The 25,097-nt window shown below is 70.5% G+C and carries 22 protein-coding genes; 9 read left to right on the forward strand and 13 right to left on the reverse strand.

All coding sequences use genetic code 11. The features are described from left to right. The first annotated feature begins 124 nt into the window (after positions 1-124). Together ACIO9J_RS14605 and ACIO9J_RS14610 are read left to right on the forward strand one after the other, a co-directional pair. Positions 125-1,378 (forward strand): sensor histidine kinase, encoded by a 1,254-nt coding sequence (locus ACIO9J_RS14605; protein ID WP_401997852.1) that lies wholly within the window; start codon positions 125-127, stop codon positions 1,376-1,378. Next, positions 1,375-2,085 (forward strand): response regulator, encoded by a 711-nt coding sequence (locus ACIO9J_RS14610; protein ID WP_401997854.1) that lies wholly within the window; start codon positions 1,375-1,377, stop codon positions 2,083-2,085. Before ACIO9J_RS14605 ends, ACIO9J_RS14610 begins: the two co-directional genes overlap by 4 nt. 284 nt (positions 2,086-2,369) lie before the next feature. On the opposite strand, the gene ACIO9J_RS14615 is transcribed toward ACIO9J_RS14610, so the two are convergent. Beyond that, complete coding sequence (locus tag ACIO9J_RS14615) at positions 2,370-3,758, reverse strand: nucleobase:cation symporter-2 family protein (RefSeq protein ID WP_401997857.1); 1,389 nt, start codon at positions 3,756-3,758, stop codon at positions 2,370-2,372. Positions 3,759-4,063: 305 nt separating this feature from the next. Here ACIO9J_RS14615 and ACIO9J_RS14620 point away from each other — a divergent pair, with 305 nt between their 5' ends. Next, the gene (locus ACIO9J_RS14620) at positions 4,064-4,948 is read left to right on the forward strand and encodes a hypothetical protein (protein WP_401997860.1); all 885 of its coding nucleotides are present in this window, start codon (positions 4,064-4,066) and stop codon (positions 4,946-4,948) included. Positions 4,949-5,072: 124 nt separating this feature from the next. Here ACIO9J_RS14620 and ACIO9J_RS14625 read toward each other — a convergent pair whose 3' ends face one another. The 8 genes from ACIO9J_RS14625 to ACIO9J_RS14660 form a co-directional block, all read right to left on the reverse strand. Next, positions 5,073-6,422, reverse strand: coding sequence for a nucleobase:cation symporter-2 family protein (locus ACIO9J_RS14625; RefSeq protein WP_401998622.1), 1,350 nt, complete (start codon positions 6,420-6,422; stop codon positions 5,073-5,075). A gap of 404 nt (positions 6,423-6,826) precedes the next feature. Continuing rightward, entirely contained in the window at positions 6,827-8,227 is a 1,401-nt protein-coding gene (locus tag ACIO9J_RS14630) for an 8-oxoguanine deaminase (RefSeq protein ID WP_401997863.1), read from the reverse strand. A 45-nt stretch (positions 8,228-8,272) separates the two neighbouring features. Beyond that, a complete protein-coding gene (locus tag ACIO9J_RS14635; protein ID WP_401997866.1) occupies positions 8,273-9,685 on the reverse strand; it encodes a nucleobase:cation symporter-2 family protein in 1,413 nt (470 codons plus the stop codon). A 64-nt stretch (positions 9,686-9,749) separates the two neighbouring features. After that, entirely contained in the window at positions 9,750-10,682 is a 933-nt protein-coding gene (pucL, locus tag ACIO9J_RS14640; protein WP_401997869.1) for a factor-independent urate hydroxylase, read from the reverse strand. A 5-nt stretch (positions 10,683-10,687) separates the two neighbouring features. After that, a complete protein-coding gene (gene uraH, locus ACIO9J_RS14645) occupies positions 10,688-11,092 on the reverse strand; it encodes a hydroxyisourate hydrolase (protein WP_401997871.1) in 405 nt (134 codons plus the stop codon). After that, positions 11,089-11,604 (reverse strand): 2-oxo-4-hydroxy-4-carboxy-5-ureidoimidazoline decarboxylase, encoded by a 516-nt coding sequence (gene uraD / locus ACIO9J_RS14650; RefSeq protein WP_401997874.1) that lies wholly within the window; start codon positions 11,602-11,604, stop codon positions 11,089-11,091. The genes uraH and uraD overlap by 4 nt, the downstream gene beginning before the upstream one ends. A gap of 160 nt (positions 11,605-11,764) precedes the next feature. Beyond that, a complete protein-coding gene (locus ACIO9J_RS14655; RefSeq protein ID WP_401997877.1) occupies positions 11,765-12,142 on the reverse strand; it encodes a helix-turn-helix domain-containing protein in 378 nt (125 codons plus the stop codon). Next, entirely contained in the window at positions 12,139-12,417 is a 279-nt protein-coding gene (locus tag ACIO9J_RS14660; protein ID WP_401997880.1) for a hypothetical protein, read from the reverse strand. The genes ACIO9J_RS14655 and ACIO9J_RS14660 overlap by 4 nt, the downstream gene beginning before the upstream one ends. Positions 12,418-12,543: 126 nt before the next feature. Here ACIO9J_RS14660 and ACIO9J_RS14665 point away from each other — a divergent pair, with 126 nt between their 5' ends. The 3 genes from ACIO9J_RS14665 to ACIO9J_RS14675 all read left to right on the forward strand — a co-directional run bounded on the left by ACIO9J_RS14665 (position 12,544) and on the right by ACIO9J_RS14675 (position 15,938). Continuing rightward, positions 12,544-13,377, forward strand: coding sequence for a TIM barrel protein (locus tag ACIO9J_RS14665; RefSeq protein ID WP_401997883.1), 834 nt, complete (start codon positions 12,544-12,546; stop codon positions 13,375-13,377). A gap of 44 nt (positions 13,378-13,421) precedes the next feature. After that, positions 13,422-14,312 (forward strand): 2-hydroxy-3-oxopropionate reductase, encoded by an 891-nt coding sequence (locus tag ACIO9J_RS14670; protein WP_401997886.1) that lies wholly within the window; start codon positions 13,422-13,424, stop codon positions 14,310-14,312. Between the two features lie 168 nt (positions 14,313-14,480). After that, positions 14,481-15,938 carry a catalase gene (locus ACIO9J_RS14675; RefSeq protein ID WP_401997889.1) on the forward strand — a complete coding sequence of 486 codons (1,458 nt, stop codon included), beginning with the start codon at positions 14,481-14,483 and terminating at the stop codon, positions 15,936-15,938. Between the two features lie 387 nt (positions 15,939-16,325). On the opposite strand, the gene ACIO9J_RS14680 is transcribed toward ACIO9J_RS14675, so the two are convergent. Together ACIO9J_RS14680 and gcl are read right to left on the reverse strand one after the other, a co-directional pair. Continuing rightward, a complete protein-coding gene (locus ACIO9J_RS14680) occupies positions 16,326-17,219 on the reverse strand; it encodes a PRC and DUF2382 domain-containing protein (protein ID WP_401997892.1) in 894 nt (297 codons plus the stop codon). A 301-nt stretch (positions 17,220-17,520) separates the two neighbouring features. Continuing rightward, positions 17,521-19,299 (reverse strand): glyoxylate carboligase, encoded by a 1,779-nt coding sequence (gene gcl, locus ACIO9J_RS14685; RefSeq protein ID WP_401998625.1) that lies wholly within the window; start codon positions 19,297-19,299, stop codon positions 17,521-17,523. 295 nt (positions 19,300-19,594) lie between these two features. Here gcl and ACIO9J_RS14690 point away from each other — a divergent pair, with 295 nt between their 5' ends. Both ACIO9J_RS14690 and ACIO9J_RS14695 read left to right on the forward strand, forming a co-directional pair. Next, positions 19,595-20,728, forward strand: coding sequence for a serine/threonine-protein kinase (locus tag ACIO9J_RS14690; RefSeq protein ID WP_401997895.1), 1,134 nt, complete (start codon positions 19,595-19,597; stop codon positions 20,726-20,728). Positions 20,729-21,228: 500 nt separating this feature from the next. Then, complete coding sequence (locus ACIO9J_RS14695) at positions 21,229-21,603, forward strand: hypothetical protein (protein WP_401997898.1); 375 nt, start codon at positions 21,229-21,231, stop codon at positions 21,601-21,603. On the opposite strand, the gene ACIO9J_RS14700 is transcribed toward ACIO9J_RS14695, so the two are convergent. Next, entirely contained in the window at positions 21,584-22,750 is a 1,167-nt protein-coding gene (locus ACIO9J_RS14700; protein WP_401998628.1) for an MFS transporter, read from the reverse strand. The genes ACIO9J_RS14695 and ACIO9J_RS14700 overlap by 20 nt on opposite strands. A 198-nt stretch (positions 22,751-22,948) precedes the next feature. Between ACIO9J_RS14700 and ACIO9J_RS14705 the strand changes: the two genes are divergently transcribed. Beyond that, positions 22,949-23,500, forward strand: coding sequence for a GNAT family N-acetyltransferase (locus tag ACIO9J_RS14705; RefSeq protein WP_401997901.1), 552 nt, complete (start codon positions 22,949-22,951; stop codon positions 23,498-23,500). Here ACIO9J_RS14705 and ACIO9J_RS14710 read toward each other — a convergent pair. Beyond that, positions 23,472-25,085 carry an AMP-binding protein gene (locus ACIO9J_RS14710; protein ID WP_401997904.1) on the reverse strand — a complete coding sequence of 538 codons (1,614 nt, stop codon included), beginning with the start codon at positions 25,083-25,085 and terminating at the stop codon, positions 23,472-23,474. The genes ACIO9J_RS14705 and ACIO9J_RS14710 overlap by 29 nt on opposite strands. Between the last annotated feature and the right edge of the window lie 12 nt (positions 25,086-25,097).

Below are 25,097 nucleotides of genomic sequence, written 5' to 3' on the forward strand. Positions count from 1 at the left end.
GTCGACCAGTGAGACCCCGATTCTGGTTTTCGGGGCCCACGGGCACATCGCGGAAAGGCGGGAGAATTCGCTCCCCCGATCGGGGGAGGCCGCCGGTGGGCCGTCCGGTCATACTTACCTGGCCATGTTCAGAGGAATCCGGCCGCTGCTGCGCGGCTCCACGTATTCAGGTGCGCTCTTCGCCTATTGCGGCGCGTTGGCGAGCCTTCCCTTGCTGCCTTTCGCCGCGCTACCGGCGATGGCGTGGCCGTCCGCTTCCTGGGGAGTGCAGGTCGCTCTGACCGTGCTGCTCTGGTCCGTCCTGATCGGTGTGACCGGGCTGGCCCACACCACGCGGCGGGTGCTGATCGCCTGCGCGCGGCGGATGCTGGGGGTGCCGCTGCCCGACCCCGTGGGCGGGCGTCGGCGCGCCGACCGCCTGCGGACCTCGCTCTGGCTCCTGGCGCACGTGGTGCTGGGGTGGGCGGGGGCGCAGCTGAGCGTCCTGCTGTTCGTCGCGGCCCTGCTCCTGCCCGGCGGTTGGGCAGGTGCCGAGGCCGGGGTGAGTGTGAACGGCTGGTCGCTGCGGGCGGAGAGCGGCTGGCAGAGCTGGGCATCGGCGCTCTGCTGCCTGCTGCTCGCGGTGGCTCTGTGCCTGGTGGTGACGTACGCGCTGCGGTGGCTGGCGCCCAGGCTGCTCGGTCCTTCGTCGGCCGAGCGGCTCGCGCTGGCGGCCGAGCGGGAGCGGGCACTGGCCGAGCGCAACCGCCTCGCCCACGAGTTGCACGACTCGATCGGGCACACCCTGACGGCGGCCACGATCCAGGCAGCGGTGGCGGGCGAGGTGCTCGATGCCGACCCGGTGGCGGCGCGGGCCGCCCTGCGCAGCATCGAGGAGTCGACCCGGTCCGCCCTGGAGGACCTGGACTACGTCCTTGGCATGCTGCGCGAGGAGAAGTCGGGCACCGCGCCCACCCGGACCCTGGCCGACCTGCCCGAACTGCTCGACCGGCTGCGGCACGCGGGCGCGGTGGTGGAGCCGGAGCTTTCGGGTGACCACGCGCAGGTGCGGGGCACGCTCTCCCGGGCGGCGTACCGGATCGTTCAGGAAGGACTGACGAACGCGCTGCGGCACGGGGCGGGCGGTCCGATCCGGGTCACGGTGACGGCCGCGCCGGACTCGCTGGAGCTGGACGTGGTCAACAGGACCGGATCCGGGAGCGGAGTCGGGGGCGGAGCCGCGTGCGGAAAGCGCCCGGATGCCTTCCCGACGTCCGGGCACGGCCTGCCCGGCCTCTTCGAGCGCGTGCGGCTCCTGCACGGCGAGATCGAGGCCGGTCCGGACGGACCCGAGCACTGGCGGCTCGCGGTCCGGCTGCCCGTACGGTTGCCCGCATGACCGGCTCACCGGCGAGCGCAGCCGTCACCACTGACGCCGCCGACGCCGTCATCCCCACCACTCTCCTGATCGCGGACGACGACGAGGTGACCCGCAGCGGTCTGCGCACGCTGCTCGCGTCGCAGCCGGGGATCGCCGTCGTCGGGGAGGCCGCCGACGGCATCGAGGCGGTCGAGCGAGCACGGCGGTTGCGGCCCGACGTGGTCCTGATGGACGTACGGATGCCGCGTCTCGACGGCATCGAGGCCACCCGGCAGCTCCTCGCCGGGCCCGCCGACCCGCCCAAGGTCGTGGTGATCACCACCTTCGAGAACGACGACTACGTCACCGCCGCGCTCAGCGCCGGGGCCAGCGGCTTCGTGCTCAAGCGACTGCCCGTCCCCAGGATCGCGGAGGCGGTGCGGGTGGTCGCGGCAGGCGAGGCGATCCTCTTCCCCGCGGCCCTGCGCCAGATGGTCACCACCCGTCCGCGGGAATCAGCGAAGGCGCTGCCCCGGGCGGCGCTGACGGGCCGGGAGGAGGAGGTGCTGCGCCTGATGGCCACCGGCCGGTCCAACCCGGACATCGCCGCGTCGTGCGGGGTGAGCCTGGAGACGGTGAAGACGCACGTCGGGAACGTGCTGACCAAACTCGGCGCGCAGAACCGGACCCACGCGGTGGTGATCGCGTACGAGACGGGCCTGGTCGTGCCCGGGGGCGTGGGCTGACGCGACATCAGCTGGCTCTCGGCCCGGCGTCCCGCGCCTCTCAGCGGCGCACCGTCCGCAGGCCCACGCGTCCTGCCGCTCCACGTCGCTGTCGGCCGCCACGTGCAGGGGCACGAACACCACCGCCCAGGAGAAGCCGGACAGCCAGCGGCCACCGTGCCGCCCGTCGCCGTCGCGGTGAGCCTGCCCGACTGCGTGGGGGCGGGGGTGGGGTGTGGGGGTGGTGAGCACGGCGCACCAGCGTGGTCAGGCCGCGGGAGGGCCCGGCGGGGGAGGGTTCCGGCTCAGTGCGTCGACGCGGGCTCCGGGTCCGGTGACACCGAACTCTCTTTCTTGCCAAGGTGGTTGAAGACCAGGTTCAGTGACACCGCGAGGATGCAGCCCGTGGAGATGCCGGAACCGAGGACGATCTGGGCCCAGTCGGGGAACGCGGCGTAGAAGCCGTCGGAGAGTGCGGGGGCCAGGCCCGCGCCGAGGGTGACGACCACGATCAGCGCGTTGTCGCCGCGGTGCAGGTCGGCCTGGAGGAGGGTCTGGATGCCGCTGACCGCGATCGAGCCGAAGAGGAAGAGGCTGACGGCGGCGAGGACCGGCATGGGGACGACCGAGATGAGCGCCGCGGCGGCCGGGCTGAGGCCGATCAGGACGAGGATGGCGCCGCTGAGCGCGACCACGAAGCGGCTGCGCACCTTGGAGATGACGACCAGGCCGATGTTCTGGGCGAAGGCGCTGGCGTGGAAGGCGTTGAAGAGCGGGCTGAGCGCGGAGCCGAGGGCGTCGGCGCGCAGTCCGCGGGCGATGGTCTTCTCGTCGACCTCCTTGTCCACGATCTTGCCGAGGGCGATCATGTCGGCGGTCGACTCGGTGAGGATCACCAGCATCACGACGCACATGGAGATGATCGCGGGGAGGTTGAACTCCGGGGCGCCGAAGTGGAGCGGCGAGGGGATGCCGACCGCGTCCGCGCCGTCCAGCTCGGAGAAGTCGGCGAGGCCCATGGGTATCGCGAGCAGCGTGCCGAAGACCATCGCGAAGAGCATGCTGATCTGCTTGAGGAAACCGCGCGTGAAGCGTTGCAGCAGGAGCATGGCGAGGACGGTGGCACCCGCGAGTCCGATGCTCTTCGGCTCCGGCGTACCGGTCGTGGAGTCGTCCACGATCCAGTCGTACGCGACGGGGATCAGCGAGACGCCGATCAGCGTGATGACCGAGCCCGTCACCACCGGCGGGAAGAAGCGGACGAGGCGTGAGAAGTACGAACTGACCAGGAAACCGAAGACACTTGAGACGATGATCGCGCCGAAGACGACCGGCATGCCCGCCTCGACGCCGCCCTGCGTCGCGATGATCGTCAGCATCACACCGACGCCCGCGAACGAGACGCCGTTGACGAACGGCAGCCGCGAGCCGATGAAGTTGCCGATGCCGAGCGTCTGCAACAGCGTCGCGATGCCCGCCATCAAGAGGCTGCCGCCCATGAGTACGGCCGTGTCCCCCGGCGACATCTTGGCGGCGACGGCCACCACCAGCGGGACGGAGACCGCGCCCGCGTACATGGAGGCGACGTGCTGGAGGCTGGCGACGAGCATCCGGCCCGGCGGCAGGACCTCGTCGACGGGGTGGACTTCGGGGGCGCCCGCACGCGCGCCGGCGGACTTCGCTTCAGAACTCATGTCAGAACTCATGGGTGGCGCTTCTTCCGTTGCGTGACGCCGGAAGTCGCCCGTGGGCCGTGGGAGTTCATGAGACGCGGCACAGGGCGGCTGACCGACTGGAAAGTAACTTCCGCCATGCGATCGGCGGCGCCACGACGTTACGTCAGCGCACCCCGGCTGCGGAAGACCTCCGGCCCCCTCGGATCGACCGCTCCTACCGCGCCCACCTGCCCGTTCGGCCACCCGATGCTGCCCTTCGGCTTCTGGCGCCGACCGGCACCCACCGGGAAACATGGGACCCTCTGTCACCGAGGAGCCCCCCGTTGCGCGAACACGACCACGCCAGGACCAACGCCCCAGCGACGTCGCGAGCCGCGGCCCGCAGAGCCCCGGCCGGTGCCGGCTCTCCCTTGCAACGGCTCCAGGCGCTCCAGAGCACCGCGGGCAACGCCGCCGTCGTCCAGCTGCTCCAGGAGGACGAGCGACAGCGCGGTGAGCAGCCCGTCGTCCAACGGGCGCAGGGGCCGGACGCGATGGACGTCGACAAGCTGGACTACTCCGACGCCGAGGAGCTGTCCGACGGCGGCATCGACTCCGAGGCGGGCGAGTACGACTACGCGGAGTTCATGGACGAGCGGAACAAGTACCCGCGGGAGACCACGCCGACCCCGCAGCCGGCGGTGGGCTTCGGGGACAGCACGTACGGCCCCGACCCCGGCAAGGTCAAGTCGATGCGCGAGGACCGCAAGCAGGGCCGCGCCGTCCCGCCGCTGCGCTACCGCAAGGACAACGAACTCCTGTACCGGTGGGACAAGCGCACCCCCGACCAGATCCTCGGCAAGGGCTTCGACGCCTGGAACGAGAAGCTGCCGGCCAGCCTGCGGCACTACCAGAAGCTGCTCCAGAAGACCGGCTTCGTCAGCACCACCCGCTCCCCCGGCGGATACGTGCCCGACTGGGCGCGCCAGCCCGACGGCAGCGGCTACCGCTACGTGATCAGCGCGCCCGGCGGCATCGACCTGGTGGACACCCTGGGCACCACGGCCTTCGCCCAGCAGCAGGAGGTCATCTTCTGGCGGGGCATGACGTCCGGTCACATCCTGCGCGCGGAGCTGTGCGACAAGGACGGCAACCTTCTCAAGGTCATCCCGGCCGGCGCCGGGGCCGGTGCCGCACAGGGCGACGCGATGGACGTCGACAGCGACTGAGCACCGGCCGCTCGCGCGGTGGCCCTTGTCCGACGGCCCTGTCCGACGGCCCGCGCGCGGTGGCCCCTCGCGCGGGACCTGACCGCGCGGGGGCCATCGGACGCCTGGGACCGCGGCGGCAGGGTCAGTGCACCACGGCCTGCCCCGGCACCCGGGTCTCCGCGATCGCTCCGCCGCCCTCCATCGGCGCCGTGACGTCGTCGTCGTCGCGGTTCTTGCCGATGTGGTTGAAGACCAGGTTCAGGAGCACGGCCGCCACGCAGCCGGTGGAGATGCCCGAGTCGAGGATGATCTTCGCGGTCTCCGGGAACGCGTGGTAGAACTCCGGCGCCGCGATCGGGATCAGGCCGACGGCCAGCGAGACCGCCACGATCAGCACGTTGTTGTCCTTCTCCAGGTTCGCCTTGACCAGCGTCTGGATGCCGCTCGCCGCGACCGAGCCGAAGAGCACCACGCCCGCGCCGCCGAGCACCGGGCGCGGCACGACCGCGATCAGCGAAGCGGCCATCGGGCACAGACCCATCAGGACGAGGAAACCGCCGCCCGCCGCCACGACGTACCGGCTGCGGATCTTGGTCATCGCGACGAGGCCGATGTTCTGCGCGAAGGCACTGCACATGAAGCCGTTGAAGAGCGGGCTGATCGCCGAGCCGAGGGTGTCCGCGCGCAGGCCCGCGGCGATGGTCTTCTCGTCGGCCGGGCGGTCGACGATCTCACCGAGCGCCAGCATGTCGGCGGTCGACTCGGTCATCGAGACGACCATGACCACACAGAGGGAGACGATCGCGGCGGCCGCGAACTGCGGGGCGCCGAAGTGGAAGGGCGTCGGGAAGCCGACGATGTCCGCGTCGCCGACCGGGCCGAAGTCCGTGACGCCGAAGGGGATCGCGATCACCGTGCCGATGACCAGGCCGAGCAGTACGGCGATCTGCTTCACGAAGCCGGTGGTGAAGCGGCGCAGCAGCAGGACGACGACGAGCGTGATGCCCGCGAGCCCGAGGTTCTTCATCGAGCCGTAGTCGTCGGCGCCGGGGACAGGACCCTGTGCCCAGCCGAAGGCGACGGGCATCAGCGAGATGCCGATCAGGGTGATCACCGTGCCGGTGACGACCGGCGGGAAGAAGCGGATCATCTTGGAGAAGAACGGGGCGGCGATGAAGCCGAGCACGCCCGCGACGATCACCGCGCCGAAGATGATCGGCAGCGCGTCGTCCTTGTCCTTGGTGGAGTCGACGACCGCCAGCATGGGGGCGACTCCGGCGAAGGTCACGCCGTTGACGAAGGGAAGGCGGGCGCCGATCTTCCAGATGCCGAGGGTCTGGAGGAAGGTCGCGAGGCCCGCGGTGAAGAGACAGGCGCCGGTCAGGAAGGTGAGTTCCTTGGCGGACAGGCCGATCGCGGCTCCCACGATCAGCGGGGGCGCGACGACTCCCGCGTACATGGCGGCCACGTGCTGGAGGCCGGTCGTCGCCATCTTCAGCGGCGGCAGCTTCTCGTCGACCGGGTGGACCGCGTGCTCGCCGGACGTGCCGGATATGGCGCTCTCGCCGTCGTCTCCGGATGGGTCTGGGGTGGTGCCTTGCTTGGTGAACCTGGGCTGATTGGCCACTGTGGCTCCTCCGGTTGTTTTCCAGTACCGGCTGGACGCCGGCACTTTTCGCTTCTGGGAGGTGGTGCGTCGTGCAAGGGCTTGCTCGGTGTGAAGTTGTGGATGGTGCTGAGAGGACCGGCGTGGCCGCCGGCGGAAATGCGCCCAGGTAGTACTGACCGCCCCGGGAACGCGAAGCTTTGGGCCGCGTTCCGGGGCGGCACTTGAGCAGCCCGCTCGGCTGCTCAAGTCCGGTTCAGGGCCGTCCCCCTCAACCGGAGTTCATGGGGTCAGCTCCCGGCGGCGATCCGCGCGAGACGCTGCGCCTCGTCCCGCGTGGAGCGGGCGATGGCGTCCTCGTCGGCGTGCAGCAGACGGCCGTTCTCCACGACCGGCTTGCCGTTGACGAGGGAGAGGGTGACCGGGGCCGCCGCGCCGAAGACGATGGCGGTGACCGGGTCGGCGATCGAGGCGTGCCCGATGCCGTCGATCTTCCACAGGACCAGGTCGGCGAGCTTGCCGGCCTCCAGGGAGCCGATCTGCGCGGCACGGCCGAGCACCTGGGCGCCGCCGTACGTGCCGAGGCGCAGCGCCTGACGGGCGTTCAGGGCGGACTCGCGGTGCGCGCCGAGCCGGTTGATGAGCAGGGCGTTGCGCAGCTCGGTGTGGAGCTCGCCGGACTCGTTGGACGCGGTGCCGTCGACGCCGAGGCCGACCGGGACGCCCGCCTTGAGCATGTCGGGGACGCGGGCGATGCCGGCCGCGAGCCGCGCGTTGGACGACGGGCAGTGGGCGACGCCCGTGCCGGTGCGGGCGAACGCGGCGATGTCGGAGTCGTTCATGTGGACGCAGTGCGCCATCCACACGTCCTCACCGAGCCATCCGGTGGACTCGAAGTAGGCGGTCGGGCCCATGCCGAACAGCTCGTGGCAGAACTTCTCCTCCTCGACCGTCTCGCTGCCGTGGGTGTGCAGCCTGACGTTGAGGCGGCGCGCCAACTCGGCGCCCTGCTTCATGAGTTCGGTGGAGACGGAGAACGGCGAGCAGGGCGCGACGGCGACCTGCGTCATCGCGTCGAAGGACGCGTCGTGGTGCTTCTTGACGGTCTCCTCGGTCGCGGCGAGCGCGCCTTCGAGGGTCTCGACGGCGAAGTCCGGCGGCAGCCCGCCGTCCTTCTCGCTGCGGTCCATGGAACCGCGGGCCAGGGTGAAGCGGACGCCCATCTCGGAGGCGGCACGGATGATCGAGCCCGACAGGTCGCCGGAGCCCTGCGGGAAGACGTAGTGGTGGTCCATGGCGGTGGTGACGCCGCCGCGGGCCATCATGCCGAGCGAGCCCTGCGCGGCCGCGTACGTCATCTGCTCGTCGATGCGCGCCCACGTCGGGTACAGCGCCACCAGCCAGTTGAACAGGTTGTGGTCGGTGGCCAGGCCCCTGGTGATCCACTGGTAGAAGTGGTGGTGCGTGTTGACCAGGCCGGGGGTGACGAGGTGGCCGGTGGCGTCGACACGGCGTACGACGTTCGCCAGGCCCTCGGGGGCCTTTCCGGCACCGATCGACTCGATCTTGTTGCCCGCGACGACGACGTGTCCCGAGGCGTACTCGGTGTCCTGGGCGTCGACCGTCGCGATGGCGGCGTTCTCGATGACGATGCGCTCTACGGCGCCGTCGGGGTTTGCCGAGGTTGCCATGGTGCTTCCTTCGTGGGTGAGTGGCGATGTGGGCACGGCATGACCCTAGGAAGATTTGAGTGCCGCGGCGTTGGAGCCACGGGTGCCGAGATGGTGGAAGAACAGGTTGAGCGTGACCGCGACGAGCGCGCCGGCGCTGATGCCGGAGCCGAGCACGGTCTGGGCCCACGCGGGGAACTCCGCGTAGAAGGTGGGCGCCGCGAGCGGGATGATGCCCGCTCCGAGCGACACGGCCACCAGGATGATGTTGGAGCTGTCGTCCAGGCCCGCCTCGGAGAGCGTGCGGATGCCGCTGACCGCGATGGAGCCGAAGAGGACGATGCCCGCGCCGCCGAGCACCGGCATGGGGACGACGTTCACGACCGCGCCGAGCACCGGGAAGGCACCGAGCACGATGAGCGCGCCGCCCGCGACGGCGACGACGTACCGGCTGCGGACACGTGTCAGGGAGACGACACCGACGTTCTGCGCGAAGGCCGAGGTCGGGAAGCCGCCGAAGACCGGTCCGACGAGCGTGGCGATGCCGTCGGTGCGCAGGCCGCGGGTGATGGTCTTCCCGTCGGTCTTGCGGTCGCAGATCTCGCCGAGGGCCAGCATCCCGGCCGCCGACTCGGTCATCAGGACCAGCATCACGATGCAGAGCGAGAGGATCGCGGCGGGCTGGAAGACGGGCGCACCGGCGGCGAACGGCGTGGGCAGCGCGGCGAGCGGCGCCGTCTGCACGGAGGTGAAGTCGGCCATCCCGAACGGGATCGCGGCGAGCGTGCCGATGAACATGCCCGCAAGCAGGGCGACTTGCTTGAGGAAGCCGCGGCCGAATCGCTGGAACAGCAGGATCACGACGAGCGTGAAGGCGGCGAGCGCGAGGTACTTCATGTCGCCGAAGGTCGGGTCGGTCTCGTCCCCGCCCTGTGCCCACTTGACCGGCACGGGCATCAGCGTGACGCCGATGAGGGTGATGACGACGCCGGTGACCAGCGGCGGAAAGAAGCGGAGCAGCCGGCCGAAGAAGGGTCCGACGGCGAGACAGAAGACGCCCGCGACCATCACCGCGCCGTAGATCGCCGGGAGTTGGTCGCCCTTGGCGTTGGTCTCGGCGATGGCGAGGATGGGCGCGATGCCCGCGGACGAGGCCGCGTTGACGAACGGCAGCCGGTTGCCGACGAAGCCCTTGACGCCGAGCGTCTGCAGGATGGTGGCGAGACCGGCGATCAGGAGACCGGCGGCGATGAGCCGGGTCTGCGCCACGGTGTCCAGGCCGCACGCCTGGCCGATGATGAGCGGAGGGGTGACGACGCCCGCGTACATGGCGGCGATGTGCTGGAGCGCGGCGGGGACGAGCCGCGAGGGGTGGAGCTTCTCGTCCACCGGATGACAGCCGGAAGTCGACTCGGCGTCAGCTATGTCCGATGGGGTGGAACACGGGCCTTCTGCCGGCCCCGTTGCAGGCTGTGCCATTGCTGTTCCCTCCGGTGTGGCGCGCCCCCGCTCACTGCGGTGGGGCGGGGGCGCGCGTCCCGCGTCAGAGGTTGGTCATGTCGACCGGGATCTTCGGCTCGACGCCGTCCCGCAGGATCGTGGCCTCGATCAGGCCGTAGGGACGGTCGGCCGCGTAGTAGACGGCCCCGTCCTTGGCCTCGTTGTCGAGTCCGAAGGCGGAGAGGTCCTGGCGGAAGTGGTGCTTGTTGGGCGCGGAGAAGCGGATCTCGTCGATCTCGCTGCGGTTGTTGATGACCCGCGAGCCCATCTGGTAGAGCGTCTGCTGCAGCGAGAGCGAGTAGGTCTCGACGAAGGCGTGCAGGATGTGCTTCTTCGCCTGCTCGTAGGACCGCTCCCAACTCGGCATGCGCTGCTCGTCGTTGGTCCAGTTGTGCCGCCACCAGGTGGAGAGGGAGGTGGCGAGGATGCGGTCGTAGTCCTCTTGCAGGGTCGTGTACTTGTCCTTGATGTAGCCCCAGAACTCGGAGTTCGTGGAGTTCATCACGGTCAGGTCCTTGAGCCCGGACAGGACCTCGAAGTTCTCGCCGTCATAGGTGATCTGGGCGACCCGCGTCTCCTGGCCCTTGCGGACGAAGGAGTGCTTGACCTCGTCGGCTCCGATGAACTTGGAGTTGCTGTCGGAGCCGCCGATGCGCTCCCAGGAGTACTCCTCGATGCGGATCCGCGCGCGGTGGATCGAGGGCTGGCTGTCCACGAAGTGCCGGGCGAGGTGGATGCCGTACTGCTCGGCGGACTCGATGCCGTATTCCTTGGCGAACGCGAAGCAGGTGTTCTTCGTGGTGTCCGTCGGCAGGCAGTTGGCGTTCGAGCCGTTGTAGTGGACGTCGTCCAGGTCGCCGGAGAGGGCGACCGAGACGTTCAGGTCCTTGATGTGGTGGGTGTCGCCGTCCCGCGTGATCTTTACGACCCGGTTCTCAGCCTTGCCGTACTGGTTCTGTCCCAGAATGGTGGGCATGTCTGCTAGCTCCCTCGGTAAACGGAGTAGCCGAACGGGTTGAGCAGCAGCGGTACGTGGTAGTGCTCGCCCGGCGTGACGGCGAACGTGATCGCCACCTCCGGGAAGAACGCTCCGGTCGCACCGCTGTCCCGATTCGCGGGGGCGTCCTGCTGCGCCTCGGCTTGCTTGTGCTTGTTCAGGAAGTACGTCTCGGTCTCGAAGTCGAGACGTACGTGGGTGGTGCCTTCCGGCAGGGCCGGCAGGTCCTTGCAGCGGCCGTCCGCGTCGGTCGCGCTGCCGCCGAGCGCCTGCCACTCCGAGCCCGAGCCGCTGCGGGCCGACAGGGAGATGGCGACGCCCTCTGCGGGGCGTCCGACGCTGGTGTCCAGGATGTGGGTGGACACCGAGGCGGTGGTGGCGGTGCTCATGCGTCGCTTCCTTCTTCTACGAGACGGGTCAGGCGGATGCGGTTGATCTTGCCCAGTTCGGTACGGACGATCTCCCGCTCTCCCTCCGCCTCGTTCTCGATCCGGATCCTGAGCTGTCCGAGCATGAACTCGGCGGTGGCACCGGTCGCGCAGATCAGGAAGACGTGTCCGAACTTCTCCTGGTAGGCCAGGTTCAGTTCGAGCAGTTCGGCCTTGAGCTCCTCGGAGGCCCCTGCCATGCCCCGCTGTTCGCGGGACGAGGTCGGGTCCCCGGGCTTCGGGCGGCCGATCGGCGGGTGCCCCGCCATCGCCTCGGCCAGATCGTCGGCGGTGAGCTCTGCCATGGCGGCGTCGCTCGCGGCGAAGAGGGCTTCGGCAGTGGCGTAGGGGCGCTGGGCGAGGAGCTTTCCTCCCCAGGCCGAAGAGGCGCATGCCTCGTGGAGGGCGGCGGTGGCCGCGGCCTCCTCCAAGGCGTTGAACCGGGTGAGACCCGGTGTCGTACTCGAAGTCACGGGAGCCTCCGTGGCCTTGTGCTGGACGGGCTGCGGAACAGCTAAGACCTTCAACAACACGGCGTCAACAGTTTGTTGAAATAACTTGAACAAAGAAGCCGCCACCCGTTCATACGGGTGACGGCTCGGCTGCACAGGGTGACTTGCGGGAGGGTGGCGGTCAGTCGCCCTTCGCCGCGTTCTCCCTGTTCAGGTAGTTGTAGACGGTAAAACGACTGACGCCTAGGGCGCTCGCCACAGTCTCGACACCGTGTCGTACGGAGAACGCCCCCCGGGCCTCCAATATGCGTACGACCTCCTGCTTCGCCTTGCGGTCCAGCTCGGACAGGGGCCTGCCCCGCTTGCGCTCCAGGGCGAGCAGGATGTGGTCCAGGGAGTCGGCGAGCTGCGGCAGGCGCACGGCCACCACGTCCTCACCCTCCCAGGCGAGGACGACGTCGTCGGCCCCCGCCTCTGCGGGCGGCATCAGCTCGCCGCCCATGGCGTCCACCAGCGGCTTCACCGCGGTGACGAAGGGGTCGTCCCCGAAGCTGGTCACTTATCCGCCTCCCCCGGCTCGCCCGACTCCCCCGGTTCGCCGATCACGTTGACCTGCAGCGAGACCCGGGTGGCACCGGCCCCCAGGGACCGGCGCAGCATGGCGTCGACCGCGGTGAGCACCGCGTCGATCTCCCCCTCCGCCGTATTGCCGAACGGACCTACGTCCACCGCGTCAAGCGGGGCTCCCTCGATGACGTCACGGGCGACCAGCGCATGCGCCGGGGCCTCGTCGAGATCGAAGGGTTCGGTCGTGAACTCCACTCTCAATCGCACGCGGAACAACCTACTGCCGGTCCTCGAATTTTCGGCAGCCCCCTCTTGACAGCTTCCGCAGATCGCAGGCACTCTTCCATCAAGCAGAAATGAACTTCCGCAATACGGAAGGAGCGCGGAAGCCCCATGGGATACTCCGACCAGCGCTTCAATGTGAACCTGTCGATCCTCTTCACCGAGCTCCCGCTCCTGGAGCGCCCCGCGGCCGCCGCGAAGGCCGGCTTCAGCGCGGTCGAGCTGTGGTGGCCCTGGGTCGACGCCCCCACCCCCGAGCAGTCCGAGCTCGACGCCCTGAAGAAGGCGATCGAGGACGCGGGCGTCCAGCTGGTGGGTCTGAACTTCTACGCCGGACAGCTGCCGGGCCCCGACCGCGGCGCCCTGTCGATCCCCGGCGAGGAGAGCGAGAAGTTCCGCGCGAACCTCGCGGTGGCGGCCGACTTCGCGAAGTCCCTCGGCTGCACGGCGCTCAACGCGCTGTACGGCAACCGCGTCGAAGGCGTGGACCCGGCGGTGCAGGATGACCTCGCCCTGGAGAACCTGGCGCTCGCGGCCCGCGAGGCCGACCGCGTCGGCGCGATCCTCCTCATCGAGGCCCTCAACAAGCCCGAGTCGCCGCTGTGCCCCATCGTGAGCGCGCCCAAGGCGATCGAGATCGTCGACAAGGTGAACGCCCTCACCGGGCTCGGCAACGCCAAGTTCCTGATGGACCTGTACCACCTGTCCATGAACGGCGAGGACCTGCCGTCGGTCATCGAGCGCTACGCCGCCCAGACCGGCCACGTGCAGATCGCGGACAACCCGGGCCGCGGCGCCCCCGGCACGGGGTCGCTGCCCCTGGAGGCCCTGCTCGACCAGCTCGCCAAGGTCGGGTACGAGGGGTGGGTCGGCCTGGAGTACAAGGCCGCCGACGCCGCCGCCTCCTTCGACTGGCTGCCCGCCGAGGCCCGCGCCGCGCGCTGAGCGCCAACTCACCGTCGTACGAAAGCAGTTAGAGAGGCACCCGCATGAGCAACCTTCCCAAGATCGCGTGGATCGGACTCGGCATCATGGGCTCCCCCATGTCCGAGAACCTGATCAAGGCGGGTTACTCCGTCACCGGCTTCACCCTGGAGCAGGACAAGCTGGACCGCCTGGCCGCGGCCGGCGGCACCGTGGCGAAGTCCATCGCCGACGCCGTCAAGGACGCCGACGTCGTGGTCACGATGGTGCCCGCGTCGCCGCAGGTCGAGGCCATCGCGTACGGTGCCGACGGCATCCTGGAGAACGCGAGGTCCGGTGCGCTGATCGTCGACATGTCGTCGATCACCCCGCAGACCTCCGTGGACCTGGCCAAGGCCGCCAAGGAGAAGGGCCTGCGCGTCCTGGACGCCCCGGTGTCCGGTGGCGAGGCCGGTGCCATCGAGGCCGTGCTCTCCATCATGGTCGGCGGTGAGCAGGCCGACTTCGACGAGGCCAAGCCGCTCCTGGACGCCCTGGGCAAGACCATCGTGCTGTGCGGTCCGCACGGCTCGGGCCAGACCGTGAAGGCCGCCAACCAGCTCATCGTCGCCGTCAACATCCAGGCGTGCGCCGAGGCCGTGGTCTTCCTGGAGAAGTCCGGCGTGGACCTGACGGCCGCGCTGGACGTCCTGAACGGCGGCCTCGCCGGCTCGACCGTGCTGACCCGCAAGAAGGACAACTTCCTGAACCGGGACTTCAAGCCCGGCTTCCGGATCGACCTGCACCACAAGGACATGGGCATCGTCACCGACGCCGCCCGCAACGTCGGTGCCGCCCTGCCGGTCGGCGCGGTCGTCGCCCAGCTGGTCGCCTCGCTGCGCGCCCAGGGTGACGGCGGCCTCGACCACTCCGCCCTGCTGCGCGCCGTCGAGCGTCTCTCGGGTGCCGAGCTCTAAGAGCTCCTCATGAACTTCCGGGCCGCGGTGGCGCTGACACCTGTCCTGTCGCGCCCAGGCGTCGCCGCGGCCCGGAACCCCATCATCAACTTCAACAAACTGTTGACGTAGCAGTTCAGGGGTCCTTACGCTCCGAACACCTCAGCAGTCACAGCACGGAAGGTCACGATGTCGAAGCGCGTGCTTACGACCGAGTCCGGCGCCCCCGTCGCCGACAACCAGAACTCAGCCACCGCCGGCGTCGGTGGCCCGATCCTGCTCCAGGACCAGCACCTCCTGGAGAAGCTCGCCCGCTTCAACCGTGAGCGCATCCCGGAGCGTGTCGTGCACGCCCGCGGCTCCGGTGCGTACGGCTACTTCGAGGTGACGGACGACGTCACCGGCTTCACCCACGCCGACTTCCTCGCCGAGATCGGCAAGCGCACCGAGGTCTTCCTGCGGTTCTCCACCGTGGCGGACAACCTGGGCGGCGCGGACGCGGTCCGCGACCCGCGCGGTTTCGCGCTGAAGTTCTACACCGAGGAGGGCAACTACGACCTCGTCGGCAACAACACCCCGGTGTTCTTCATCAAGGACCCGATCAAGTTCCCCGACTTCATCCACTCCCAGAAGCGCGACCCCTTCACGGGCAAGCAGGAGGCGGACAACGTCTGGGACTTCTGGGCGCACGCCCCCGAGGCGACGCACCAGATCACCTGGCTGATGGGTGACCGCGGCATCCCCGCGTCGTACCGCCACATGAACGGCTACGGCTCGCACACCTACCAGTGGACGAACGCGCAGGGCGAGGCCTTCTTCGTCAAGTACCACTTCAAGACGAACCAGGGCATCCGCAGCCTCTCCGCCGAGCAGGGCGCCGAGCTCGCGGGCAAGGACCCCAACTCGCACCAGACGGACCTCCTCCAGGCCATCGAGCGCGGCGTGAACCCGTCCTGGACGCTGCACGTGCAGATCATGCCGGCGGCGGACGCGGCCGAGTACCGCTTCAACCCGTTCGACCTCACCAAGGTGTGGCCGCACAAGGACTACCCGCTGCAGCGCGTGGGCCGTCTGGTCCTCGACCGCAACCCCGACAACGTGTTCGCCGAGGTGGAGCAGGCAGCCTTCTCCCCGAACAACTTCGTCCCGGGCATCGGTCCCTCGCCGGACAAGATGCTCCAGGGCCGCCTGTTCGCCTACGCGGACGCGCACCGCTACCGCCTGGGCGTCAACCACACCCAGCTCGCGGTGAACGCCCCCAAGGCGACGAAGGCCGACAACTACGGCCGCGACGGCCTGATGGCGACCAACGCGTACGGCCGCGACCGCAAGAACTACGAGCCCAACTCGTACGACGGTCCCGCCGAGACCGGCCAGGCGCTCTCCGCGCCGCTCGCCGTCAACGGCTACACGGGCACGCACGAGGCCCCGGCCCACACCAAGGACGACGACTTCTTCCAGGCGGGCGAGCTGTTCCGCCTGATGTCGGAGGACGAGAAGTCCCGTCTGGTGGCGAACATCGCCGGTGGCCTCTCGCAGGTCTCCCGCGACGACGTCATCGAGAAGAACCTCGCCCACTTCCACGCCGCCGACGCCGACTACGGCAAGCGCGTCGAGAAGGCCGTCCGCGCCCTGCGCGAGGACTGAGCGAGCGGCAGTTCCCAGGCTGCGCCGGTGAGTTGACGGGAGGTCAGGTCATCGGCGCTGAGCCCGCACCGTCGTCACGGACCCGGATGAGGGGTGGTACGTGACGCACGCGGGCAGGCCAGGTCCGCGGCGGCTCTGCGAGCCAGTGCGGTGGTAATGGGCCGAAGGATTCCTTCTCGACCTGAGGGAGGGGAACCCCCGGTTCGTCGCACCCGCCGCGGTCCCGTCCACCCGCCCCTTCGCCCGGGGCCCATGGACTCCGTCCGGCAGCGCGTACGCATGTTCCGCCAGTCGCGCGCCGTCGGACGGCAACAACGTCGTCGCGGCGACGGACCAGAGCGCCGAGCACGGACGGTCCCGTGCTCGGCGCTCTGCTGTGTGCCGCGGTCAGTGGCCCGGGCCCCGCTTGCCCCGCCAGTCACCGCCCTTGGTGTCCTTGCCGTACTTGCCCTCGTCCTTCGGGGCGTCGTACTCGATCCGCTCCTTGCGGACCGTGTCGGACACCTCCTGCTGCTCGGTGACCCGCTCCGTCTCCAGGCGCACGCGCTCCACCGGGACGGTCTCCTTCCTGACGACCGCCCTCTCCGCGTGCAGCGTCACCTCGGTCTGGCCCTCGCCGATCCGCGAACGCACCTGCTCACCCTCGCCGATGGGCTCGCGCACCACGCGCACCTCCTCGTGCGAGAGCGGTACGGACGTGGTGACCTCCTCGGTCTCCACGACCTTGCGCAGCCGCGCGTGACCGGACTCCGTCTCCTCCGTGCCGACCCGCAGCCGCTCCTCGGAGCGCACGAGCGCCTCGGCCTTCTCGTCCGCACCGGCCGCTCCGGCCGCACCGCGCGAGGCGAACTCCTTCGCGCCCGCGTGCCGTCCGTGGCTCTCGGCGCCGACACCGGTGCTCATGCCCGCCACCGGGGTGCCGGCCGCGGTGCCCGCGACGCCGCGGGCCCGCGGGCTGGGCTTGGTCATGCCGTAGTGGGCGTACAGCTCCTGCTCCTGCGCCGCGTCCAGGTGCTGGTCGGCGTCCACCCGCGGTGCGTCCTTCACCACGTCCTTGGCTGGCCTGACCTGGAGCGCGTCGTCCCTGCGGGCCGCTCCGTCCAGTGGCACGAAGCTCTCCTTCGTACCGAACAAGCCGGTCTTCACCGTCACCCACTCGGCCCGCCCCGTGCTGTCGTCGAGGTAGACCTGCTCGACTGAGCCGATCTTCTCGCCGCTTGCGTCGTACGCCGTGAGTCCCTTGAGTGCGTCGGGATTGCTGAAGGCCTCGCCCTGCGTCATGGGTGATCACTCCCTCGGGCACGCGACTGGCTCGGCTCGAAGCCGGCCACGGGACCGCACGCCCTCGCCCTCCATGGCGCTGCTTCGACGGCCCGCGTGCAATCGCGAAGCTCACGCAGGGTTCCGCGGCCGGTTACTCGAAGGGCGATACGCGCCTGGTTGAGGCGCACGGACGGGACTGGAGCGCTCGTCCCCGATTAGCCCGTTCGGGTGAGGTTCCCCGGCATGCCGAAGGGGCGGTCCACCCCCCTCTGGTGGACCGCCCCTGTCAGTACTGCTCGTTACTTCTCCGTACCCGCCGTCAGACCTTCAGCGGGCGGATCGCCGTCGGCGCGTGGCCCGGCTCCGTGGCGATCTCCTCGAACTCCTTGACGTCGCTGATGTCGGCCGTGGGGCTCATCGAGATGTTCGTGATGCGCTCCAGGATCGCCTCGACGACCACCGGGACCCGGTACTCCGCGGCGAGCTTCTTGGCCTGCTCGAAGGCCGGCAGGAGGTCGTCGGGCTCGGTGACGCGGATCGCCTTGCAGCCGAGGCCCTCGGCGACCTTGACGTGGTCGACGCCGTAGACGCCCAGCTCCGGGGAGTTCTGGTTCTCGAACTCCAGGTTGACCTGGAAGTTGATGTCCAGACCGATCTGCGCCTGCCGGATCAGGCCCAGGTAGGCGTTGTTCACCAGGACGTGGACGTACGGGATGCGGTGCTGCGCGCCGACCGCCAGTTCCTCGATCATGAACTGGAAGTCGTAGTCACCGGAGAGCGCGACGACCGGCGTCTCCGGGTCGGCCTTCGCGGTGCCGAGCGCGGCCGGGATGGTCCAGCCCAGCGGGCCCGCCTGGCCGCAGTTGATCCAGTGGCGCGGCTTGTAGACGTGCAGCATCTGCGCGCCGGCGATCTGGGAGAGGCCGATGGTCGTGACGTAGCGCGTCTCGGGGCCGAAGGCCTTGTTCATCTCCTCGTACACGCGCTGCGGCTTCATCGGCACGTTGTCGAAGTGCGTGCGGCGCTGGAGGGTCTCCTTGCGCTCCAGGTGCGAGGCGACCCAGGCCGAGCGGTCGGGCAGCTTGCCCGCGGCCTTGAGCTCCTTGGCGACCTCGACGAAGAGTTCGAGCGCGACCTTGGCGTCGGAGGCGATCCCGTAGTCCGGCGCGAAGATCTTGCCGATCTGCGTCGGCTCGATGTCGACGTGCACGAACGTGCGGCCCTGGGTGTACACGTCCAGCTTGTAGCCGGTGTGACGGTTGGCCCAGCGGTTGCCGATGCCGAGGACGAAGTCCGACTCCAGGAACGTCGCGTTGCCGTAGCGGTGGCCGGTCTGCTGGCCGACCATGCCCGCGTTCAGGTCGTGGTCGTCGGGGATGGTGCCCCAGCCCATCAGGGTCGGCACGACCGGGGTGTTGGTGATCTCGGCGAACTCGACCAGGAGGTCGGAGGCGTCCGCGTTGATGATGCCGCCGCCCGCGACGATCAGCGGACGCTCGGACTCCAGGAGGAAGCCGATCGCCTTCTCGATCTGGGCGCGGGTCGCCGACGGCTTGTAGACCGGCAGCGGCTCGTACGTCTCCGGGTCGAACTCGATCTCCGTCTGCTGGACGTCGATCGGCAGGTCGATCAGGACGGGCCCGGGACGGCCCGAGCGCATCAGGTGGAACGCCTGCTGGAAGACGCCGGGGACCTGCGCGGCCTCCAGGACGGTGACGGCCATCTTCGTCACCGGCTTGGCGATCGTCGCGATGTCGACCGCCTGGAAGTCCTCCTTGTGGAGCAGGTGCGTGGGCGCCTGTCCGGTGATGCAGAGGATCGGGATCGAGTCGCCGATCGCGGAGTACAGGCCGGTGATCATGTCGGTGCCGGCGGGGCCGGACGTACCGATGCAGACACCGATGTTGCCCGGGTTGGCCCGGGTGTAGCCCTCGGCCATGTGCGAGGCGCCCTCGACGTGGCGGGCGAGCGTGTGGTCGATGCCACCGCCCTCCTTGAGCGCCTTGTAGAAGGGGTTGATCGCGGCGCCCGGAACACCGAACGCGTTGACGACGCCTTCGCGCTTGAGGATCTCAACTGCCGCGCGGGCAGCGGTCATACGAGCCATGGGAGTTCTCCTGCTTCGACAACAGCTTCGACAGCTGCGGCGGCCTCTCGGCCACCGCGTACGGCTGGCGGTTTCGGCTCCCGTCGCGCCCCGCGGTGAGCTTCAGTTTCCGCATTGTGGAAAGTTTGTTCTGCTATATGGAAGCAATGTAGAGGCGTGCTGCGGAGACCGTCAAGAGACATCCGCGATCCGGGCGCCCGCGCGGGCCGGGAACCAGGCCCGCCGCGGGGGCGTCCCAGACGGTGGATTCGCGCCACACCGGCGCGACACCACCGGGGGGTCGACCGTGGCCACAGCACCGGAGACGTACGGCCGCTGGACGGCCGGAGCACTGCTCGGACGGGGCACGACGGGGACGGTCCGCCTCGCACACGACGCGCGGGGCCGGGCCGTCGCGCTCAAGGTGGTGCACGCCTTTCTCGCCAGGGACGCGGAGTTCCGCGCCCGCTTCGCCCGCGAGGTCGCCACGCTCGGCGCGGTGCACGGCCGCCATACGGCCGCGCTCGTCGACGCGGACGTGGGGGCGGACGCGGGGGTGCCGTGGGTCGCCATGGAGTACGTACGGGGGCCCACGTTGCACGCGCGCGTGGCGGAGGGTTCGTCGCCGGGCGGCGCGGGGCCGCTCGGTGTCGCCGAGTTGCGGTCCCTGGCGAGCGCCCTGGCCTGGGCCCTGGACACCATCCACGGTGCGGGCCTGGTCCACCGGGGCCTGAAGCCGTCGAACGTCCTGCTCGCCGAGGCCGGGCCCCGCGTCGTCGACTTCGGGATCGCGCGGGGCGTGGACGGGAAGTGGGGGGCGGGGGCCCTGGGGTACGCCGCGCCGGAGCAGCTGGCACAGGGTCTCGCCACGCCCGCCGCCGACGTCTTCTCGCTCGGCGCGGTGCTCGCCTTCGCCGCGACGGGGCACGCGCCCTTCGCGGGCGGGCCGCCGGACGGGGCCGACCTCCTCGCGACGCACGGCGAACCCGACCTCACGGGCGCGCCCGATGCGCTCCTTCCGCTGCTCACCGCCTGCCTGGCCAAGGATCCGGCGGCCCGGCCCACGCCCCGTACGGTCGCGCGGATGGCGGGCCACCCGCTGCCCGGCAGCCGCCGCAAGACGCTCACGGTGGCGGCGGTGCTGCTGGCCCTCGCGAGCCTCGCGGCCGCCACGTCCTTTGCCTCAACTCGACACCCCGTCAGGGCACTTTGGTGGACGATGGAAGAGGACGGCGCGGATCACGGCGCGACGACGGACGGCAGGCGGTGGTGGGAATGGCGGACAGCGGCGTGCCGGTGCGGTGCCCCCTCTGCCGACGCGAGCACGCCTACGCTCCCCCGGCGTTCCCGTGCGCGTGCGGCGCCCCCGTGGTCCCGCCGATCGCCCGCGACACACCGGCGACGGCCCTCACGGACCAGACCTGGGCGGACTCCTGGGTAACGGTCCGCTGCCTGGCCTGCGGCCGCCCCGGCCAATGGCCCCAGCCGGAACTGGGCTGCGCGTGCGGGGCGGTCCTGCGGGTACCGGTCATTCCCGCGATGCGGGCTTCCCTTCCTCCGGTGCGGTGGGCTGCGCCCGGCGGGACGGGACGGCCCGGCTCCGTCGAGGGCGTGCGCAGGTCACCCACGGACGCGGCGGCCGACCCCAAGCGCGCGGGCACGAAGGCCCCCGGGTCGACGGGACCGGCCGCTTCGGAGGGCGCCGTGCATCCGGGGGTGGCTGGCGCGGCTGAGCCGGGACGGGCAGGGACGGAGGCTCCCGAGGAGCTGGACGGTCCGGTGGGGGCAGGCTCGGTGGCCAGGGCTGACGATGCGGTGAGGCCGGATCCTGACGTGGAGCCGCGCGGTGCGGAGGGGGCCCGGGGCGCTTCGGCGCCGACAGGCCCCGCTCATATTCCGTTCCCCCGTACCGCCCCGCGCCCCCGCCCCGTCTTCCACCCCGTGACGATCCGGGACGCGCGTGACGCCGTTACCGTTGCCGCGCTCTATCTGCGGTGGCTCGGGTATCTCAATACGCGCAGTGGTGCGCTCCGGCCGCGCTCGGGGGTGCGGATCACCGCGCGTGGCATCGTCGCGCAGGTGGAGCCCTCGCTGCGGCGTACCGCGCCGCGTGATGTCGAGTGTCTGTGGCTGAGCGCCATGACCGAGGCCGAAGAGACCGCCGTCGCCTGCGCGTTCTTCTCGCTCGCGGGGTACACCGACGAGGCCCGCTCCCGTGCCGACGCGCTCGGCGTCCCGCTGTTCACGATGGACCTCACCGGCACGCCGCAGCCCGTGAACAGCGCGGCGGACGAGCTCATCGCGACGGGGGCGTAGCCGCGCGCGGGCCCAGCACGTGGCGGGCCAGCGCGACGGCCGCGAGCAGGGCGACCAGGCCGCACACCCCGGACCAGCCGAACGCCTCGTACGCGCGTACGCCGAGCCAGGAGCCGACGCTGCCGCCGAGGTAACCGCACGTCATGTACGCCGTGTTGAGCCGCGCACGCGCCTCGTCGCTCAGGGCGAAGATCCGCACCTGGTTGGCGACACTGCCCGACTGCATCGCCACGTCGAGCAGCAGCGAGCCCACCGCGAGCCCCGCGATGCCCACCGCGCCGCCGACCCCGCCGAGCAACAGCACCGCGGCCGCGACGAGGACCGCGACGACGCAGACGAGGTTGACGACGTCGGGGCCGCGCCGGTCCACCGCACGGCCCGCCACCGGCGTGGCGAGCATCGTCCCCGCGTTGACCAGCGCGAGCATCCCGACGGCTGACGCGCCGAGCCCGTACTCAGGGCCCGTGAGCAGCAGCGCGACGCCCGTCCACAGCGCGGAGAACCCGCCGAAGAGCGTGGCCTGGTAGACGCAGGAGCGGCGCAGCTCGGGCTCGGTGCGCAGCAGCCGGAGCGTGGCCGCGAGCAGTGCGGGGTAGCGCTGCTTCGACGGCGCGACCGTGCGCGGCAGGGCGCGCGCCAGGACGACCGCGATGACCAGCGCGACGGCGGCCGACATCAGGTAGGGGGCCCGCCAGCCGAGCCATTCGCCGATGCCCCCGCCGAAGGCGCGGGACAGCAGCATCCCGCCGATCGACCCGCTCAGGAGGGTGCCGGTGACCGCGCCGCGCCGGTCGTCGGGCACCAGGCCCACCGCCATCGGCGCGATGATCGGGGCGATGACGGTCGTGACGCCGACGAGGGCGCTCGCGATGACGAGGGAGCCGATGCCGGGCGCCGCGCCCGCGCCGAGCAGGCCGATTCCGGCGAGCGTGAACAGCGTGACGAGGAGCGGCCGGTGGGGGAAGCGGTCGCCGAGCGGGACGAGCAGGAAGATGCCGCCCGCGTAGCCGAACTGGGTCGCCGTCACGACGAAGGCCGCCGTGTCCGGCGCGACCCCGAGGCCGTCGGCGATCAGCGGGCTGATGGCCTGCGGGAAGTACACGTTGCCCACGCCGACGCCGCAGGCCACGGCGAGCAGCCACACCATTCCGCGCCCGAGTCCGCGCCCAGGCCGGAGCCCGGCCCCTTCGCCGGTCCCCGCCGCACCGGACACCTCGGACTCACCGGGCGTACCGGTTCTGGGAAGACGCACAGGTACCTCACGGGATCAGCGGACGGACCGGCCCACGATCCCCGCACCACCCGTCCGCGCACAACTGATTTCGGCCGGTGCATACTCGGCCCCATGCACACCGGGACCCCGCTCATCCGCCCTGTCACCGCCGCCGAACTCCCCCTGCTCCAGGAGATCGAGCGGGCCGCGGGCGAACCCTTCCGCGCCCTCGGGATGGCGTCGGTCGCCGACGACGAGCCGCCCGCCGTGGCGGATCTCGACCGCTTCCGCCGGGCCGGCCGCGCCTGGGTGGCCGTCGACGCGGCGGACGTGCCCGTCGCGTATCTGATCGGTGAGCCCGTCGAGGACGCCGACGCGGACCACATCGAGCAGGTCTCCGTGCATCCGCGCGCCGCCCGCCGCGGGATCGGCGGGGCGCTGATCGGGCACGCCGCCGAACGGGCCCGCGCGGCGGGCCGGTCGGCGCTCACCCTGACGACGTTCGCCGACGTGCCGTGGAACGCCCCGTACTACGCCCGCATCGGCTTCCGCCCGCTCGCCCCGGACGAACTCACCCCGCGGCTGAGGGCGATCCGCGCGCACGAGGCGGAGCTCGGCCTGGACCGGTGGCCCCGCCTGTGCATGCGCCGCGACCTCACTCCCCCGGCCCGTACCGCTCCCTGAGCTCGATCTTGCGCACCTTGCCCGAGACCGTCATCGGGAAGGAGTCGAGGATGCGCAGCCGCGCGGGGATCTTGTAGTGCGCCAACTGCCCCTCGCAGTACGCCCGGAGCTCGTCGAGCGTCAGTACGTCGGTGGGCTCGCGCAGGATCACGCAGGCCAGCGGCACCTCGCCGTACCGCTCGTCGGGGGCGCCGACGACCTGGACGTCGGAGATCTTCGGGTGGCCGTACAGGAACTCCTCGATCTCCCTGGGGTAGACGTTCTCGCCACCCCTGATGACCATGTCCTTGATGCGGCCGACGATCTGGACGTAGCCGTCGTCGCGCATGACCGCGAGGTCACCCGTGTGCATCCAGCGTCCCGCGTCGATCACCTCGGAGGTCCGCTCGGGCTCGTCCCAGTAGCCGAGCATCACGCTGTAGCCGCGCGTGCGGAGTTCGCCGGAGGCGCCGCGCGGCAGCGTCACGCCGGTGGCCGGGTCGACGACCTTCACCTCGATGTGCGGCATGACCCTCCCGACCGTGCCGGTGCGGCGCTCCAGGTCGTCGTCGCGGCGGGTCTGCGTGGAGACCGGCGAGGTCTCGGTCATGCCGTAGCAGATGGAGACCTCCGCCATGTGCATCTCGGCGACCACCCGCTTCATCACCTCGACCGGGCACGGCGAGCCCGCCATGATCCCGGTGTGCAGCGAACTCAGGTCGTACGAGGCGAAGTCGGGGAGGTTCAGCTCGGCGATGAACATGGTCGGCACGCCGTACAGCGAGGTGCAGCGTTCCCGCTCGACGGCGCGCAGCGTGGCGACGGGGTCGAAGGACGCCGCGGGGATCACGACGCAGGCGCCGTGCGAGGTGGCCGCGAGATTGCCCATCACCATGCCGAAGCAGTGGTAGAACGGCACGGGCAGACATATCCGGTCCTGTTCCGTGTAGCCGACCGTACGGCCCACCCAGTAGCCGTTGTTGAGGATGTTGTGGTGGGAGAGCGTGGCCCCCTTGGGGAAGCCCGTGGTGCCCGACGTGTACTGGATGTTGACGGGGTCGTCGCAGCTCAACTGGGCCTCACGAGCGGCGAGTTCCGCGTCCGTGACCTGCCGTCCTGCGTCGATGAGCCGGTCCCACGAGGGGTCCCCGACGTAGTGGACGGCGCGCAGTCCGGGGCAGTTCGGCCGCACCTGTTCGACGAGCGCGCGGTAGTCGCTGCTCTTGTGGGACAGCGAGGCGACCAGGACGGAGACCCCGGCCTGCCTGAGGACGAAGTCCAGCTCGTGGGCCCGGTAGGCCGGATTGATGTTCACCATGATCGCGCCGATCCGCGCGGAGGCGTACTGCACGAGCACCCACTCGGCGCAGTTCACCGCCCAGATCCCGACGCGGTCGCCCTTGCCGACCCCCGAGCCGAGGAGCCCGCGCGCCAATTCCGCTACGGCCGCGCCGAATTCGCCGTACGTCCAGCGTCTGCCGCTCGGCACGTCCACGAGCGCGTCCCGGTCCGGCCAGGCCGCGACGGCCCGGTCGAGGTTGCGTCCCACGGTGTCCCCGAGCAGTGGGGTCCCGCTGGTCCCGTGCGCGTACGCGTCCTCAGCCACGGAGCCCTCCTC

The organism is Streptomyces sp. NPDC087300, assembly GCF_044744425.1.
Lineage (GTDB): Bacteria > Actinomycetota > Actinomycetes > Streptomycetales > Streptomycetaceae > Streptomyces.